We start from the raw sequence: 14983 nt of genomic DNA on the forward strand, positions 1-14983 counted from the left end.
TGGGCGTCTGCGCCCATCCTCGAATCCCGCAGCCCACTCACACCATTCGGGGTGAACGGAGCTCTGGAGAGGATGAGATCGGGAGTGGAGTCGCTTTCTCGGCGACTCGGGTTGAAGGGGCCGTTCTGGTAAAGACCAGTCAGGAAGGCCCGTGGCGGTAGCGGCTGAGGCAGGATTCGCCGTAGCGGCGGGTGTCGACGCGGATCAGGTCGGCGGCTTGGTCGGGGGCGGGGTGGCGGGAGGAATGTTCTAGAGCGAACTCCCCGTGGCGGGCCAGGAGAGGGGAGACGGCGGTGAGGAGCTTCTCGTGAGCGGTGTAGGCGTAGGGCGGATCCGCGAAGATCAAATCGAAGGGGCCGGCCTCCTCCTGGAGCAAGCGTTCCAAGCCCTCCGGCAGCTTCAACCGTCGCAAATCGATGGCCTCCCCCAGACTGGAGCGATTCCGCTCCAACACCTTGAGAGCCCGAGGATTGCCCTCCACCGCCAACACCGACAACGCTCCCCGTCCCGCCGCCTCCAATCCCATGACGCCACTGCCGGCGAAAAGATCCAGGAAACGGCTCCCCGGCAACTCCTCGCCCCAAATCGACAGCAGCGCCTCCCGCAGGCGCCCGGAAGTGGGCCTTGCCGAAGCGGGGACTTCCAACCGCCGGCCGCGGTGGGCGCCGCCACTCACCCGCACCCCCGATGCCGCCATCAATAGGACTCCCAGCCCGGATCCGAATCCGATTCCGAGCTCACCAGGCGCTCGAACTCCCGCCGCAGATCCTCGAAACTGACGATCATCGACACCGGCTGCCCCAACCCTTGGAGCTCGACCCCCAAGCCGTCGGTGGTGAAGAGCACGACCTCGAATAGGTTGCCGTCCTGGCGCCGCAGAACATCGCCGATCTCCGGCTCATAATCCGTCGGAATGCCCCGCTGGATGCCCTCCTCCCGGTGTACGTGGCGAGGTAGCTCCTCCACCACCGAGACCACCCGCGACAGCGCCAGGCTCAGCGAATCGAAACGTCCGAAAGTGATGCTGCGCTGCGGGTGGTCCGGCAGCGCCAGATCCAGCCGGCACCGATCCACCCACTCTCCCCCCACGACGCCGCCGTAGCGCGCGTCCGTTTCCGACAAATCGATGCGGCCCATGCGGGTCACGTAGGTGGCCAGCTGCTCCGGCGTCAGCTCCCCCAGGAACATGCGGGTGGTCTCTCCCGGGGCCTCGAAGGAGGCGCCCAGGTCGCTGGTGGCGAAGGTCTCCTGGCGGACGGAGGCTTCCCGCAGCCGTACTGTGCCGTTGGCGAAGAGGGTGATCTCCTCGCGGCCGATGTCGCTGGTGCAATCCAGGCGGGCGAGCTCCCGGGTGCGTGAGCCCTGGCGGGCCGTGCTCGTGTCGTCCTCCCCATCGGATACCGGAATGCCCGGATTGAGCAGCTCCTCCGCCGCCAGATCCTCGGGAATCGAGTTGCCGAAGTCGAGCTCCGGGGCAGGAGCTTCTTCGTCGTCTTTGGACTTCTGCGCCAGGGCCGGCTCGGTCCAGGCCCATGCTCCGACGAGCAGCAGGAGCGTCAGAACCCAAAATCTCATCGGACAACGTCCACGGTGGACCTACACCTCCGGCCGCTGTTGACGCACCGTCCCCGAGCCCAGCAGACCTTCCAGCGAAGAGACCAGATCCGGCCCCACTGCCACCGCCAAATCCGTCCGCGGGCGGATGTGCACCGTCTGATCCGGGAGTTTCAGGTGCAGGTGCACCGGCACCTCGCCGGGATGCTCGATGAGCAGGTCCCGCACCTGCATCAGTTCCACCGGACCGAGATCCGAGGGCACCGTCAGCTCCAGGCCGAGGATCTTGTCCCGCGGGTTCTCGATGGCCTGGATCTCCTCCACGCTCATCTCATAGTCGCTGCCCCGTTCCCGCACCGAGCCCTGGACCACCACCACCGCCTCGTCTGCCAGCAGGTGGCCGAATTGGGAGAGCTGATTGGCGAAGACCGCCACCGGCAGCGTGCCGGTCAAATCCTCGAGGATAAAGCGGCCCATGAGCCGCCCTTCGTTGGGGCCGCTCTTGATCTTGACGCGGCGGAAGCGGGTCACCAGGCCTCCCAGCTTCACCGAACCGTCGGCACCGTTCTCCTTGACGCTGGCGATCTCCTGCACCCGCCGGCGCTCCAGCTGGGACATGTACTCGGTGAGAGGATTCCCGGTGAGATAGATGCCCAGGGTCTCCTTCTCGTAGCTCAGCCGCTCCCGATCCGACCACGGAGTCAGATTCGGATCCGGTGACGGTGAGAGATCCACCGCGGCACCGAAAAGGTTGGTTTGCCCGGCCTCCTTCTCCCGCTGCTGGCTGAGAGCGTAGTCGAGGACTCGGTCCAGGGCCTCCCACAAAGCCCGCCGGTTGGGCTCCACGCCGTCGAAGCAGCCGGATTTGATCAGGCATTCGAAGACCTTGTGGTTGAGGGCCTTGAGATCTACCTCTTGGGCGAAGTGGGCCAGCCCCCGAAACTCCCCCACGTCCCGCCGGGCTTCGAGCATGGCGTTCACCGCCCCTTCACCGATACCGCGGATGGCCCCCAGGCCGAAGCGCACGTCGCCGCCTTCGACGGTGAAATCCCAATGGCTGCGGTTGATGTCCGGCGGCAGCATGCCGATGCCCATCTCTCGGCATTCGGCGATGTATTTGGCCACGTTCTCCGTGGTGCCCATCTCGGAGTTGAGCATCGCCGCCATGAACGCCACCGGATGATGGGCTTTGAGATAGGCGGTCTGGTACGCCAGCAGGGCGTAGGCGACACTGTGGCTCTTGTTGAAGCCGTAGCCGGCGAAGGGCTCGATGTACTCCCAGAGCTCCGCGGCGCGCTTGCCAGAGGTGCCCCGCTCCTCGGCGCCGGAGACGAATTTGGCCTTCATCTTGGCCATCACGTCGACCTTCTTCTTGCCCATGGCCTTGCGCAACACGTCCGCCTCGGCCATGGTGAAGCCCGCCACCTCCACCGCGATGAGCATCACCTGCTCCTGGTAGACGATGACGCCGTAGGTCTCCTCGAGGATCGGCTGGGTCTCCGGCAGCATGTAGACGACCTTCTTCTTGCCCAGCTTGCGCTGGATGTACTCCTCCACCATGCCGACGCTGAGGGCGCCGGGGCGGTAGAGGGCGTTGAAGGCTGCCAGATCCTCGAATTTCGACGGGCGGGCGCGACGCAAGAGGTCCTTCATCCCCGACGACTCGAATTGGAACACGCCGCTGGTGCGGCCCTCGCAGAAGAGTTGGTAGGTCTCGTCGTCGTCCAAGGGCAGGCGCTCGAGGTCGATCTCGATGCCCTGCTGCTGGAGGATCTTCACCGCGTCGTCGATCACCGTCAGGGTGCGCAGACCGAGGAAGTCCATCTTCAGCAGGCCGAGGTCCTCCACCACGTCCTTGTCCCACTGGGTCATGATGGTCTCGACGCCGTTTTTCTTCACCCGGTAGAGGGGCACCAGCTCCTCCGTCGGGCGCGGCGTGATCACCACCCCGGCGGCGTGCATGGAGGCGTGGCGGGTGAGGCCTTCGAGGCGGCTGCCGATCTCGACGATCTGGGCGACCTGGGGATCCTTGCGCACCTCGGTCTTGAGGGGCTCGTCCTTCGCCGCCTGGGCCAGCGACCGGGTCATGTCCGGCACCATCTTGGCCACCTGGTCGACCTTCGCGTAGGGCAGGCCGAGAACGCGGCCGACGTCGCGGATGGCGGCCTTGGCGGCGAGGGTTCCGAAGGTGATGATCTGGGCTACCCGGTCCTTGCCGTAGGTGTCCGAGACGTAGTTGATGACCTCGCCGCGACGGCGCATGCAGAAATCGATGTCGATATCCGGCATGCTGATGCGGTCGGGGTTCAAGAAACGCTCGAAGAGCAAGTCGTATTGCAGCGGGTCGATGTCGGTGATGCGCAGGGCATAGGACACCAGCGAACCGGCAGCGGAGCCACGGCCCGGGCCCACCGGGATGCCGTTCTCCCGGGAATAGCGCATGAAGTCCCAGACCACCAGGAAGTAGCCCGGGAATCCCATCTTCTTGATGATGCCGATCTCCCTCTCCAACCGCTCCATGTAGAGCTCGACGGAGAACTTCTCCAGCACCTGGGCGTTGCGCCGCCGCAGCTGGCCGAGCCGGAAATCGAGGCCGTCCCGGGCCACCTTCTCGAAATAGGAATCGAGGGTGTAGCCCTCGGGCACCGGGAACTCCGGCAGGTGGAAGGTGCCGGTGGGAATGACCAGATTGCAGCGCTCCGCCACCGCCACCGTGTTCTCGATGGCCCGATGATCGCCGGGAAAGAGGTCGAGCATCTCCGCCGCGGTCTTCATGTAGAACTGGTCGGAGGCGTAGCGCAGCCGGTCCGGGTCGGAGACGTTCTTCTGCGTGCCGATGCACAGCAGGGCGTCGTGGGCCTTGGAGTCGGATTGGCGGAGGTAGTGGCAGTCGTTGCTCACCACCATCTCGACGCCGAGCTTGCGGGACAGCCCGCGGAGGAATTCGTTGGCCTCTACCTGCTCCTGAATACCGTGATTCTGCAGCTCGAGATAGAAGTTCTCCTGCCCGAAGATGTCCATCAGCTCCCGCGCCGCGTCCTCCGCCGCGTCCTTGCCGCGCAGACGCAGTCCTTCGTTGACCTCGCCCTTGAGGCAGGCGGACAGAGCGATGATGCCGTCGCTGTGCTGGCGCAGCAGCTCGTGGTCCATGCGCGGTTTGTAGTAGAAGCCTTCGAGATAGGAAGCCGAGGTCAGGCGCAGAAGGTTCTTATAGCCCGTCTCGTTCTTCGCCAGCAGCACCAGGTGGTTGCTCGAGCCCTTTCCCGGAGTGCGGTCATGACGGCCGTGAGGCGTGGTGTAGGCCTCGATACCGATGATCGGCTTGACGCCCTTGGCATGGGCGCGGTTGTAGAACTCGATGGCGCCGAACATATTGCCGTGGTCGGTGAGGGCCACCGCCGGCATATTCGCCTCCACCGCCGCGTCCATGACGTCGTTGATGCGGTTGGCGCCGTCCAACAGGCTGTATTGGCTGTGCAGATGGAGATGGACGAATTGGGTCATGGAAGCCTTCCGAAGCGGTTGCGGTTCGGCGTCAGCCTACCATCACCCCGGGTCTGCGAGGAGGGTTCCCGAGGCCTCGGGAGAGGTTCTAGAGAAGGCCTCTGGAGGGCGTTGCTGGAGGACGAGCCAGGGGCGATTCCCGGGGCGCGCCGTCAGTGGGTATCGGGAGCCGCGCCGTCCGCCGGCGGAGACTGCCAGCGTGCCACCCGATGACCGTATTGGAGACCGGAGAGCACCGTCGACAAGCCCGCCAGATGCACCGCGATCAATGCCGCCGTAGCGGCCAGCGACCACAGCCCGGAGACCAGCACCAGCAGCACCGCCGCCACCTGCACCGCCGTATTCACCTTGCTCAACCAGGTGGGCGGAAAGCGGCGCTTGCCCACCGTCAAGGAGAGCACCAGGGCGATGCCCAAGATGCTGATATCCCGCGCCAGCACCAACACCGTCACCCACACCGGGATGGTCACCCCGGGGTGGATGCCGGGCACCGCCAGCACCACGTAGGCAGAGGTCAGCAGGAGCTTGTCGGCGATGGGATCGAGATAGCTTCCGAGGAGGGTTTGTTGCTCCAGCCGGCGCGCCATGACGCCGTCCAGGAAGTCCGTGATGCCGGCGACGATCATCAGCACCAAAGCCTGGCCCGGATGGCCGTTCATCACCGCGATGATGAACAATGGCACCAGCCCCATGCGGAGCATCGAGAGGAGATTGGGCAGCGTGAGGGTCAACGGCCTCCCACCATCAAACGCTGGGCGCGGCGAATCATCTCCAGGCTCTCCCGCCCTTCCGCCGGCGCCTGGGGCAGACAATCCGCCTCGCTGTCGATGATCTGGCAGCGCGCCGCCAGAGTGCAGACCGTCTTCCAGGCGGGCCGGCTACTCAGCCCCGTACCCAGACAGGCCGGCAGGTCCTGCTGGCGCTCCATGGCCCACAGCAGCCCGGACATCACCTCCACCCGCATCACCTGGCGATCCGGATCGAAGCGGTGCAGGGATTCGTCGATGCTCATCAGTCCCAGGTTGACCACCCGGGCGATGGCCTCCCGATCCGGATGATCGAGGATGTCGGCGGCGATGCGGCCGCTGTCGGCGCGGCCGTAGCGCACCCCCGGCACCAGCCAATAGAGCATGGTGGCGAAATCGGCCCGGGTGAGCTCCGGGCTCAGCGCCCGCTGCTGCACCTCCTCCGGCTGCAGGCTGAAGCGCCAGCGGAACTTGGCCGTCTCCAGGCGCTCCTGGAGCTGCTGGTCACCGGGGAAGTGCTCGGAGAGGGTGCGCAGGATCTGGATCCCCACTCTCGGTTTGCCCACCCGAACCTCGAGATCCGCCTGGCGCTCGAGCCAGGGCCGATCCTCCGGATAGAACTGGATCAGCCGGCGTACCGCTGCCAGCTCCGCCTGGGGGTCGTCCAGCGCCTTCGCCAGCTCCGCCTCCGCCGCCAGCGGCATGGGGTGCTCCGGTGCCCAGATGCGCAGATCCGACACCAGCTCCTCCGCCACGTCCAGGCGCCCCCGGTCGAGGGCATCCATGGTGCGCCGGTAGAGCACCTCCAACACCCGATCCAGGAGCAGATCGCTGCGCTCGATAGCCACCAGCGACCGGTCCGACGTAGCGTCGGCCACCGCCACCTGGCGATAGGCACGGAAGGCCTCCACCACATCGTCCAGACGCTCGGAGGCGCGGGCTTTGAGCAGCAGCGCCGCGGAGTACTCCGGCAGCTCGGCGAGCACCGGCTCCGTCACTTCCACTGCGGCTTCGAAATCCTGTTCGAGGAAACGCACCTGTCCCCGCAGGATCTCCGCCGGATGGAATCCCGGATTGCGGGCTAGCTGCTCCCGGGCCACATCCTCGGCGGGCTTGGGGAATCCGCGCACCAGCTCTCGATGAGCGCGGCGCAGAGCATCCGCCTCCTCCGGAGCGACCACCAGGGGGTATCCCCACAAGGGGTCGACGAGGAATTGCCGGTCGGTCTCCTCCACCACCAACCGACTCCCCCGTTCCGAGGTCTGGTCGGGGGTGGTGGGACGGCTACCGCCGCTGGAGCAGGCTCCCGAGCTGAGAAGAAGTGCGGCCGTCAGAACCGCGACGGCCACGCCGCAGCGCATCGTGGGGCGACCGCGGTCAGGCGACGGTGATGGTGGCGATGGCATGTTTGTACACCAGACTCTCCTTGCCTTCGGTCTCGAGGACGATGGCAAACCGGTCGAAGCGCTTGAGGCGCCCCACCATGTCGCGTCCGGTGATCAGATCCACTTGGAGGGTTTGGCCCTCCTTGAGATTCTGAAATAGATAGCCATCTTGGATATTAATGTTGTGCTTCGCCATTGGACCCTCCCAGATCTCTCACGAGATGAACTGAAAGCAATTGGGAACAACTAAAGGTGAGATCCTGCGCGGGCAGCCAGCGGATGCCGGGTTCTTTGCGGAACCACGTCATTTGCCGCTTGGCGAAGCGCCGCGTCGCCTGGATCGTGGCGCTGAGCGCCTGTTCCAACGACCACTCGCCACCGACATGCCGCAGCAATTGCCGATAGCCAATGGCTTGAAAGGCGGGAGCGTCCACCGGAACGCCGGCCGCGAGAATCCGCTGAATCTCGTCCAACCAGCCTTCGGCGACCATCTTTCGAGCCCGCCTCTCGATTTGATCGTACAAAACCTCCCGCGGAAGCGTCAAACCAACCTTGACCGCCGGCAGGGGCTCACTGCCGAAGGGTCTGGAGGCGACCCAGGAGGATAGCGGCCGCCCGGTGGCCAATGCCACCTCCAAGCCCCGCAACACCCGTTGGGCATCCCCGTCGTTGATCTTTCCGGCGGTCACCGGGTCGACTTCCGAGAGCTCTCCTTGGAGAACCTCCAGCCCCTCCTCATCCAGACGCTGGCGCAGCCGGCGGCGGATCTTCGGATCTCCTGGAGGGATGGGGCTGATGCCCTCGAAGAGAGCTCGGATGTAGAGGCCGCTGCCCCCCACCACCAACGCCGCCCTCCCCCGGGCCTCGATCTGCTCCAGGGCCAGGCGCGCCCGGCGGGCGAATTCTCCCGCCGAATAGCGCTCCCGGGGATCCAGGATGTCGATGAGGTGATGGGGAATCTCGGCCTGTTCTTCGGGACTCGGCTTGGCGGTGCCAAGGTCGAATCCCCGATAGACCTGGAGCGCGTCGGCATTGATGATCTCGCCATCCAGCTCTCGAGCCAGACGCATGGCGAGGTCGCTCTTGCCGGTGGCGGTGGGACCTACGATGGCGAAGATGGGGGGCATCGCAGCACCAGTGTACCCGTTGCCGCGGCCGAACGGACGAAGAGTCTGGATTTGGTGCCGAGCCGAGCTCGTCGCGACTTTCTCAGCAGGCTCCTATTACTCTGGATTTGGCTAAAAGATCAAACCCTGTCCGGTTTTTCGCCACTTCTTCCACGATATAGTGTGTGGGTTCTTATCGTCGGGCCAGTCAGCCCGCGATGCCCACAAGATCTTTATACCTTTCCCCCGGCTTGCTCGGGCGGGATCAGGCTGCAGTCTGAGCGAAGAAGGTGCGAAGAGGTTCCAGCGGGAGGAGTCGGCTAGGCGGGAGCTGCCGACGATGTCCGCTCCGGAGGCTCTTCGAGCTGCTCAGGCCGCCCCCCTGACCACGGCCACCGTCTGCAGCCTCCGGAGCTTGGGCGCCGCTCGAAATCGGCTTCCAGCGAGGGATCTCAACCACTCCCGCCAGGAGAGCGTTTCCATGTTGCGTCTCATTGTCCGCCCCAATCCTTCCCCTCTTGGAGCCCTGGCCGTGGCTCTGGGCCTCCTCCTCGGCTTCTCCATGTCCATCAACGCCCAGCCGGCCCAGCCACCGGCGCAGGCTACGGCCGGTGGCGACACCGTGCGTGCGGAAGCTCGGATCAGCACCGCGGCGCCCAGCGTTCTGTCGCCCCGCGTCCGGCAGGGACGCCTCGAGATCGACCGTCAGCGGCTGGCGGAGGCTGCCCCGTACCGATCTCTCGACGGCACCGGCAACAATCTGCTGGACTCGGAGACCGGCGCCACCTACACCACCTTGCTGCGCTTGCTCCCGTCCGACTATGGCGACGGAATCTCGTCCCTCGCCGGTCCCGATCGCCCCAGCGCCCGGGCCATCAGCAATCTGGTGACGGCTCAGCCCTCTTCCTTCACCAACGACGGGGGCATCACCGACTATCTCTGGCAGTGGGGACAGTTCTTGGATCACGACATGGACCTCACGGAAGGCAACGATCCGCCGGAGGCGGCGAACATCGTCATCCCCATGGGGGACCCTTTCTTCGACCCCGAGTTCACCGGCACCGCCACCATGTCTCTGAACCGCTCGGTCTATGACCTGACCACCGGTACCGGCGTCGACAATCCGCGCCAGCAGCTCAATGAGATCACCGCCTGGATCGACGCTTCCAACGTCTACGGCTCCGACGAGTTCCGCGCCGCAGCTCTGCGCACCCTCGACGGCACCGGCCGCCTGCTCACCAGCAGCGGCAACCTGCTCCCGTTCAATACCCTGGGGATGCCCAACGCCGGCGGCGACGGGCCGGAGCTCTTCCTCGCCGGCGACGTGCGGGCCAACGAGCAGGCGGGACTGACCGCCATGCACACCCTCTTCGTCCGCGAGCACAACCGCCTGGCCCAGGAGATCGCTCTGGCGGAGCCGAGCCTCGACGGTGAGGAGATCTACCAGCGGGCCCGCCGCATGGTGGGAGCGCTGATGCAGGCGGTGACCTACAACGAATTCCTGCCCCTGCTCCTGGGCCCCGACGCCCTGCCGCCCTACTCCGGCTATCGTCCGGACCTGGACGCCCGCATTTCCAACCTCTTCGCCACCGCCGCCTACCGCTTCGGCCATAGCGCCCTGAGCCCGGTGATCCGGCGCCTGGACGCTCAGGGAGAGGAAATCCAGGAAGGGCATCTGCCGCTGCGGGACGCCTTCTTCGCCCCCCATCGCATCGCCGACGAAGGCGGCATCGAGCCGATTCTTCGGGGCCTCGCCTCCCAGGCCTGCCAGGTGCCGGACCCTATGGTGGTGGACGATTTGCGCAACTTCCTGTTCGGCGCGCCGGGCTCCGGCGGCTTCGACCTCACCGCCCTCAACATCCAACGCGGTCGAGATCACGGGCTGCCGTCCTACAATGACACTCGCCGGGGGCTGGGACTGCCGCCGGCGGCGGGTTTCAGCGACATCACGTCCGACCCCATGATGAGCCAGCGCATCCTGCAGGCCTACGGTGACGTGGAGCAGGTGGACCTGTGGGTCGGTGGCCTGGCGGAGGATGCGGTGCCGGGATCGATGCTCGGCGAGGTCTTCACCCTGGTGCTGGTCGACCAATTCACCGCCCTGCGGGACGCGGACCGGTTCTGGTATCAGCGCATCCTCTCGCCGCAGGAGCTGGCGGAGGTAGAGAGCACCCGACTCTCCGACATCATCCGCCGCAACACCCCCATTGGCGACGAGATTCAGGACGACATCTTCCTCCTTCCCTGAGCCTCGACCGTCCCGTCCCAGTCTCCTCACCGGACCGGGCCGCCTCCTCTTCGGCGGCCCGGTCCGATTTCCCGCCCGGCTACCACATCTCTGCCAAATCCGGCCGCTACAATCGCCTTGGCGCCATTCCCTGAAACTTCCTGCACTTTCGAGGTGCCTTGCCGATGCCGACCAAGATTCTGATCGTCGAGGACGATCGACCCATCGCCGAGCTGGTGGCCAAGAACCTCAGCGCCGCCGGCTTCCACTGCCAGCAGGTGCACCGTGGCGACGAGGCTCTGCTGGCCGCGGAAGGGCTCTGCCCGGACCTGGTGATCCTCGACCTGCTGCTGCCGGGCCTGGACGGCTTGGAGGTGATGCGGGCCCTGCGCCGTCAGGGGGACGTGCCGGTGCTCCTGCTCACCGCCCGCTCCAGTGAAAGCGACAAAGTCCTGGGCTTCGAGCTCGGTGCCGACGACTACCTCACCAAACCCTTCAGTACCCGCGAGCTGGTGGCCCGGGCCCGGGCGCTGCTGCGGCGCACCGGTGGCGCCCAGGAGCGGGAGCTCGAGCACGGGGACCTGCGCATCGACCCGGCGCGCCGCAAGGTGCTGCTGAGCGGAGGCGAGGTGGAGCTCACCAGCCTGGAATTCGATCTCCTGCACTTCCTCGCCGCCCGCCCCGGCCGGGTGTTCAGCCGCGAAGCGCTGATGGACCAGGTATGGGGCTCGGGGCGGGTGGTGGACGATCGCTCCATCGACAGCCTGGTGAGCCGGCTGCGCCGCAAGCTGGAGCCGGAGCCTTCCCAGCCGCGCTACGTGCAAACCGTGTGGGGTGCCGGCTACCGCTTCCCGGAATCGTCCTAGTGAGGGTCGTCCTCGTGATCAACGCTTCCTGAAAGCCCTCTCATGAACCCATCGAAACGATCCCGCTGGCGCTCTCCAAGCCTCTATTGGACCCTCGCCGGCTCCTTCCTGCTGGTGTTGCTGGCCGCCGCCGGGGTCCAGGCCTGGTCGTCCGTGGCGCTGGTGGCGACGCTGGAGGAGCAGCGGGCGGCGGACCGGGCGGAGCTGGCGGTGCCGGAGGCGGTGCGGCGGCTCACGGAGCTGGCGGAGAGGAACCCGGGACCGCCCCAGGTCCCCCGGGTGCAGCGCTTGCTCCACGAGCTCTTGCCCCAAGATCTGCCCCTCTTGCTGGTCTACCATCTGCCCACCGGCGAGCTGATCTCCGATCGTCCGCCGCCCAGGGGGCTGCGGCGACAGGTCGAGGCTCTCTTCGACGGCCGCCTGCTCCCCCAGCCCGGCGAAGGCCCGCCCCGGCGACGGCAGGAGGAATCCCAAGGTCCAGACGCCCCAAACCGGCCACCGGAAGAAGCCAGGCCGCTGGAGGAAGCAGGTCCGCCGGAGGAAGCAGGTCCGCCTCGCGACCGCCAAGCCGACGGGTTCCGACCGCGCCGCCGGCCCCCCCGTCCCAGAGAAGGAAGAGGTGAGGGAAGAGGTGCGGGAAGAGCCGAAGGATCACCGCCTCGGCCTCCTCGACAACCGGGCCGCCCCGGGGCCGCGGAAGGTTTCGACCCCACTCCGCCGGTGGACGAGGTGGAGGCCAGCGACTCTGCCGGCGCAGTACGAATCCTCCGCCGCCAGCCGCTGAGCACCGGTGGCGAGGTGGTGGCGGTGCTGCTCCATCGGCGCCGGGGGCTCTGGCCTCTGCCGGCCCATAGCTCGCTCCTGCTCTTCGCGCCGGTAGCCATCCTCTTCGCCGGCAGCGCCGGGCTGATCATCTTCCGACTCCTCCTGCGCCGCCTGCGCCGCCTCGAGCACCTGGCGTCACGGGTCGCCGCCGGAGACCTCACGGCTCGCGTAGACGACCTGGGGGACGACGAGATCGGGCGGCTGGGAAGCCGCCTCAACCGCATGACCGAAGCTCTGGCCCAGGCGCGGGAGCGGCTCGAGGCGGTGGACAGCCAGCGGCGGCGGCTGCTGGCGGATATTTCCCACGAGCTGGCCACGCCGCTGACCTCCATCCGCGGCTACACCGAGACGCTCCTCGATCCGGAAGTGCCCACCGACACTGAGGAGCGGGAGACTTTCCTGCGCTATGTGCTGGCGGAGGCCGAGCGCATGGACCTGTTGATCCAGGACCTCTTCGAGCTCACCCGCCTGGAGGCCGGCACCGGTGCCCTGGAGCGGGAGGTCCTGGATTGGGGAATGCTCTGCCGCCACACGCTACAGCGCTACGAGGACCGCTTCCGCAAAGCCGGTCTGACGCTACGCTGGCGCGGCGACACCGCCGAGGTACCGGTGTTGGCGGATGGACGGCGGCTGGAACAGGTGTTGGAGAATCTACTCACCAACGCCCTGCGCTACGTCCCCGCTCCGGGGACGGTGGAAGTTTCCCTGAGCCCCGCTACGGGGCAACGGGGTCCTTGCCTGGAGGTGGCGGACGACGGCCCGGGCATCCCGCCGGGCGAGCTCCCTCGCATCTTCGACCGCTTCTACCGCTCTCAGGAAGTCCGCGGCAGCCGCGGCACCGGCCTCGGCCTGGCCATCGTCCAAGAGGTGGTGAGCCGTCACGGGGGCAGGGTGCAGGCCCTAGCGCGAGAGCCCCGGGGCATCCGCTTCCTGATTCGTCTCCCGGCTCTTTCCCGCCCCTAGCAGCCAACACTTCCCCACCCTCTACCCAATTTCTACCCAATCTTCCTCCTAGCGTGGGTGTCGTCGGGCCGGGACACGCGATCTCGGCCGTTCGAGAGCCAACGTTCCAGAGGAGGCGCCCATGTCCGCACGCTTGATTCTTTTGCTTCGCCGGTCCTGGCTACCGGCCCTATTCCTGACCTGTCAGCTGTGCCTGACGCTCTCGGTCTGCACGGTGGTCCCGGCCCTCGGCCAGGCCGTGGACGATGGAGACGTCCAAAGCACCGACGCGGCCACCCAACGGGATCCCCACCGCCCCGCCGACCCCGTGTCTCCGGTCCTCGACATCCGACGCCAGGGAGATCCGCCGGAGGCCAACGGCCCGCGACCGCCGGCGTCAGCGGGCTTGCGCACCATCGACGGCAGCGGCAACAACTCTCAAGCTCCCACCATGGGCTCCACCGGCACTCCTCTGCTGCGGATTCTGCCGGTGGCCTATGAAGACGGAATCTCCTCCCTGGCGGGCCAGCAGCGTCCGGGCCCCCGAACCGTCAGCAACCTGGTCTCCGCCCAGACCACCGAGCGGCCCAATCGCCTGGGAGTCACCGACTATCTGTGGCAGTGGGGGCAATTTCTCGATCACGATCTGGACCTCACCGACGGCGTCGACCCGCCGGAGCCGGCGGATATTGCCATCCCGGTCGGAGATCCCTACTTCGATCCCCAGGGCACCGGCGAGGTCACGCTGTCGGTGAACCGCTCCCTCTACGATCCGGAGAGCGGTCTCGGGGAAGGCAATCCGCGACAACAGGTCAACGAGATCACCGCCTGGGTCGACGCTTCCAACGTCTACGGCTCTGACGAGGAGCGGGCGCAGGCATTGCGCACCCTCGACGGCACCGGCCGGTTGCGCACCAGCGATGGCAACCTTCTACCCTTCAACGAGGACGGCCTACCCAACGCCGGCGGCCCCGGCGCCGGGCTCTTCCTGGCCGGCGACGTGCGAGCCAACGAGCAGCTGGCCCTCACCGCCATGCACACCCTCTTCGTCCGCGAGCACAACCGGCTGGCGCGGCAGATCGCCCGTCGCGATCCGGAACTCAGCGGCGACCAAATCTACCAGCGGGCCCGCCGCACCGTCGGCGCGCTGCTGCAGTCGGTGACCTACAACGAATTCTTGCCGGTGCTCCTGGGCCCCGGAGCCTTGCCCCCGTACGAGGGCTACCAGCCGGATCTCGACGCCAGCATTTCCAACGCCTTCGCCACCGCCGCCTACCGCTTCGGCCACAGCACCCTGAGCACCACCATCCTGCGCCTCGACCGCCGGGGTGAGGAGATCAGCGCCGGCCACTTGCCCCTGCGGGACGCCTTCTTCGCTCCCCACCGCCTCGCCGACGAGGGTGGCATCGAGCCCATCCTGCGGGGTCTGGCGGCGCAGATTTGCCAGGCAGCGGATCCCCTGGTGGTAGACGACCTGCGCAATTTCCTCTTCGGTCCGCCGGGCTCCGGCGGCTTCGACCTCGTCTCCCTCAACATCCAGCGCGGCCGCGACCACGGGCTTCCCTCCTACAATCGCGCCCGTCGTGCCCTCGGGCTGCCTCCCGCCCGCGGCTTCGCAGACATCACCACGAATCCCGAGCTGCGCCAGCGGCTGCGGGCGACCTATGACAATGTCGGCCAGGTGGATCTATGGGTCGGCGGCTTGGCGGAGGATCCTCTCCCCGGGGCGATGCTTGGGGAGACCTTCTCGGTGATCCTCATCGATCAATTCACCGCCCTGCGGGACGGCGACCGCTTCTGGTACGAGCGAGCCCTCTCCGACCGCGAG

The 14983-nt window shown here is 66.8% G+C and carries 11 protein-coding genes; 4 read left to right on the forward strand and 7 right to left on the reverse strand.

Annotated elements, in window-relative coordinates:
* Nucleotides 1-139 precede the first annotated feature (139 nt).
* The 7 genes from rsmD to miaA form a co-directional block, all read right to left on the reverse strand.
* Entirely contained in the window at nucleotides 140-697 is a 558-nt protein-coding gene (gene rsmD / locus SX243_19940) for a 16S rRNA (guanine(966)-N(2))-methyltransferase RsmD (protein ID MDY7095255.1), read from the reverse strand.
* Entirely contained in the window at nucleotides 697-1575 is an 879-nt protein-coding gene (locus tag SX243_19945) for a hypothetical protein (GenBank protein ID MDY7095256.1), read from the reverse strand. Before SX243_19945 ends, rsmD begins: the two co-directional genes overlap by 1 nt.
* A gap of 21 nt (nucleotides 1576-1596) precedes the next feature.
* A complete protein-coding gene (dnaE, locus tag SX243_19950) occupies nucleotides 1597-5058 on the reverse strand; it encodes a DNA polymerase III subunit alpha (GenBank protein MDY7095257.1) in 3462 nt (1153 codons plus the stop codon).
* A 152-nt stretch (nucleotides 5059-5210) separates the two neighbouring features.
* On the reverse strand, nucleotides 5211-5789 hold the full coding sequence (locus tag SX243_19955; protein ID MDY7095258.1) for a CDP-alcohol phosphatidyltransferase family protein: 579 nt from the start codon (nucleotides 5787-5789) through the stop codon (nucleotides 5211-5213).
* Nucleotides 5786-7153 (reverse strand): hypothetical protein, encoded by a 1368-nt coding sequence (locus tag SX243_19960; protein MDY7095259.1) that lies wholly within the window; start codon nucleotides 7151-7153, stop codon nucleotides 5786-5788. The genes SX243_19955 and SX243_19960 overlap by 4 nt, the downstream gene beginning before the upstream one ends.
* 28 nt (nucleotides 7154-7181) lie before the next feature.
* Nucleotides 7182-7385, reverse strand: coding sequence for an RNA chaperone Hfq (gene hfq, locus SX243_19965; GenBank protein ID MDY7095260.1), 204 nt, complete (start codon nucleotides 7383-7385; stop codon nucleotides 7182-7184).
* Entirely contained in the window at nucleotides 7366-8316 is a 951-nt protein-coding gene (gene miaA / locus SX243_19970) for a tRNA (adenosine(37)-N6)-dimethylallyltransferase MiaA (GenBank protein MDY7095261.1), read from the reverse strand. Before miaA ends, hfq begins: the two co-directional genes overlap by 20 nt.
* A 460-nt stretch (nucleotides 8317-8776) precedes the next feature.
* Between miaA and SX243_19975 the strand changes: the two genes are divergently transcribed.
* The 4 genes from SX243_19975 to SX243_19990 all read left to right on the forward strand — a co-directional run.
* Nucleotides 8777-10543, forward strand: coding sequence for a peroxidase family protein (locus SX243_19975; GenBank protein MDY7095262.1), 1767 nt, complete (start codon nucleotides 8777-8779; stop codon nucleotides 10541-10543).
* Between the two features lie 164 nt (nucleotides 10544-10707).
* Nucleotides 10708-11388, forward strand: coding sequence for a response regulator transcription factor (locus SX243_19980; GenBank protein MDY7095263.1), 681 nt, complete (start codon nucleotides 10708-10710; stop codon nucleotides 11386-11388).
* 42 nt (nucleotides 11389-11430) lie between these two features.
* A complete protein-coding gene (locus SX243_19985) occupies nucleotides 11431-13176 on the forward strand; it encodes a HAMP domain-containing sensor histidine kinase (GenBank protein ID MDY7095264.1) in 1746 nt (581 codons plus the stop codon).
* A gap of 121 nt (nucleotides 13177-13297) precedes the next feature.
* The coding region (locus SX243_19990; GenBank protein MDY7095265.1) for a peroxidase family protein at nucleotides 13298-14983 on the forward strand (1686 nt) is incomplete at its 3' end.

Source organism: Acidobacteriota bacterium, from assembly GCA_034211275.1.
In the GTDB taxonomy this organism is placed as follows: Bacteria; Acidobacteriota; Thermoanaerobaculia; order Multivoradales; family JAHZIX01; genus JAGQSE01.

Excerpts from the sequence above, each read along its gene's own strand:
- rsmD (MDY7095255.1), bottom strand. The coding sequence starts at position 697 with ATGGCGGCATCGGGGGTGCGGGTGAGTGGCGGCGCCCACCGCGGCCGG.
- SX243_19945 (MDY7095256.1), bottom strand. The coding sequence starts at position 1,575 with ATGAGATTTTGGGTTCTGACGCTCCTGCTGCTCGTCGGAGCATGGGCC.
- dnaE (MDY7095257.1), bottom strand. The coding sequence starts at position 5,058 with ATGACCCAATTCGTCCATCTCCATCTGCACAGCCAATACAGCCTGTTG.
- hfq (MDY7095260.1), bottom strand. The coding sequence starts at position 7,385 with ATGGCGAAGCACAACATTAATATCCAAGATGGCTATCTATTTCAGAAT.
- miaA (MDY7095261.1), bottom strand. The coding sequence starts at position 8,316 with ATGCCCCCCATCTTCGCCATCGTAGGTCCCACCGCCACCGGCAAGAGC.
- SX243_19975 (MDY7095262.1), top strand. The coding sequence starts at position 8,777 with ATGTTGCGTCTCATTGTCCGCCCCAATCCTTCCCCTCTTGGAGCCCTG.
- SX243_19980 (MDY7095263.1), top strand. The coding sequence starts at position 10,708 with ATGCCGACCAAGATTCTGATCGTCGAGGACGATCGACCCATCGCCGAG.
- SX243_19985 (MDY7095264.1), top strand. The coding sequence starts at position 11,431 with ATGAACCCATCGAAACGATCCCGCTGGCGCTCTCCAAGCCTCTATTGG.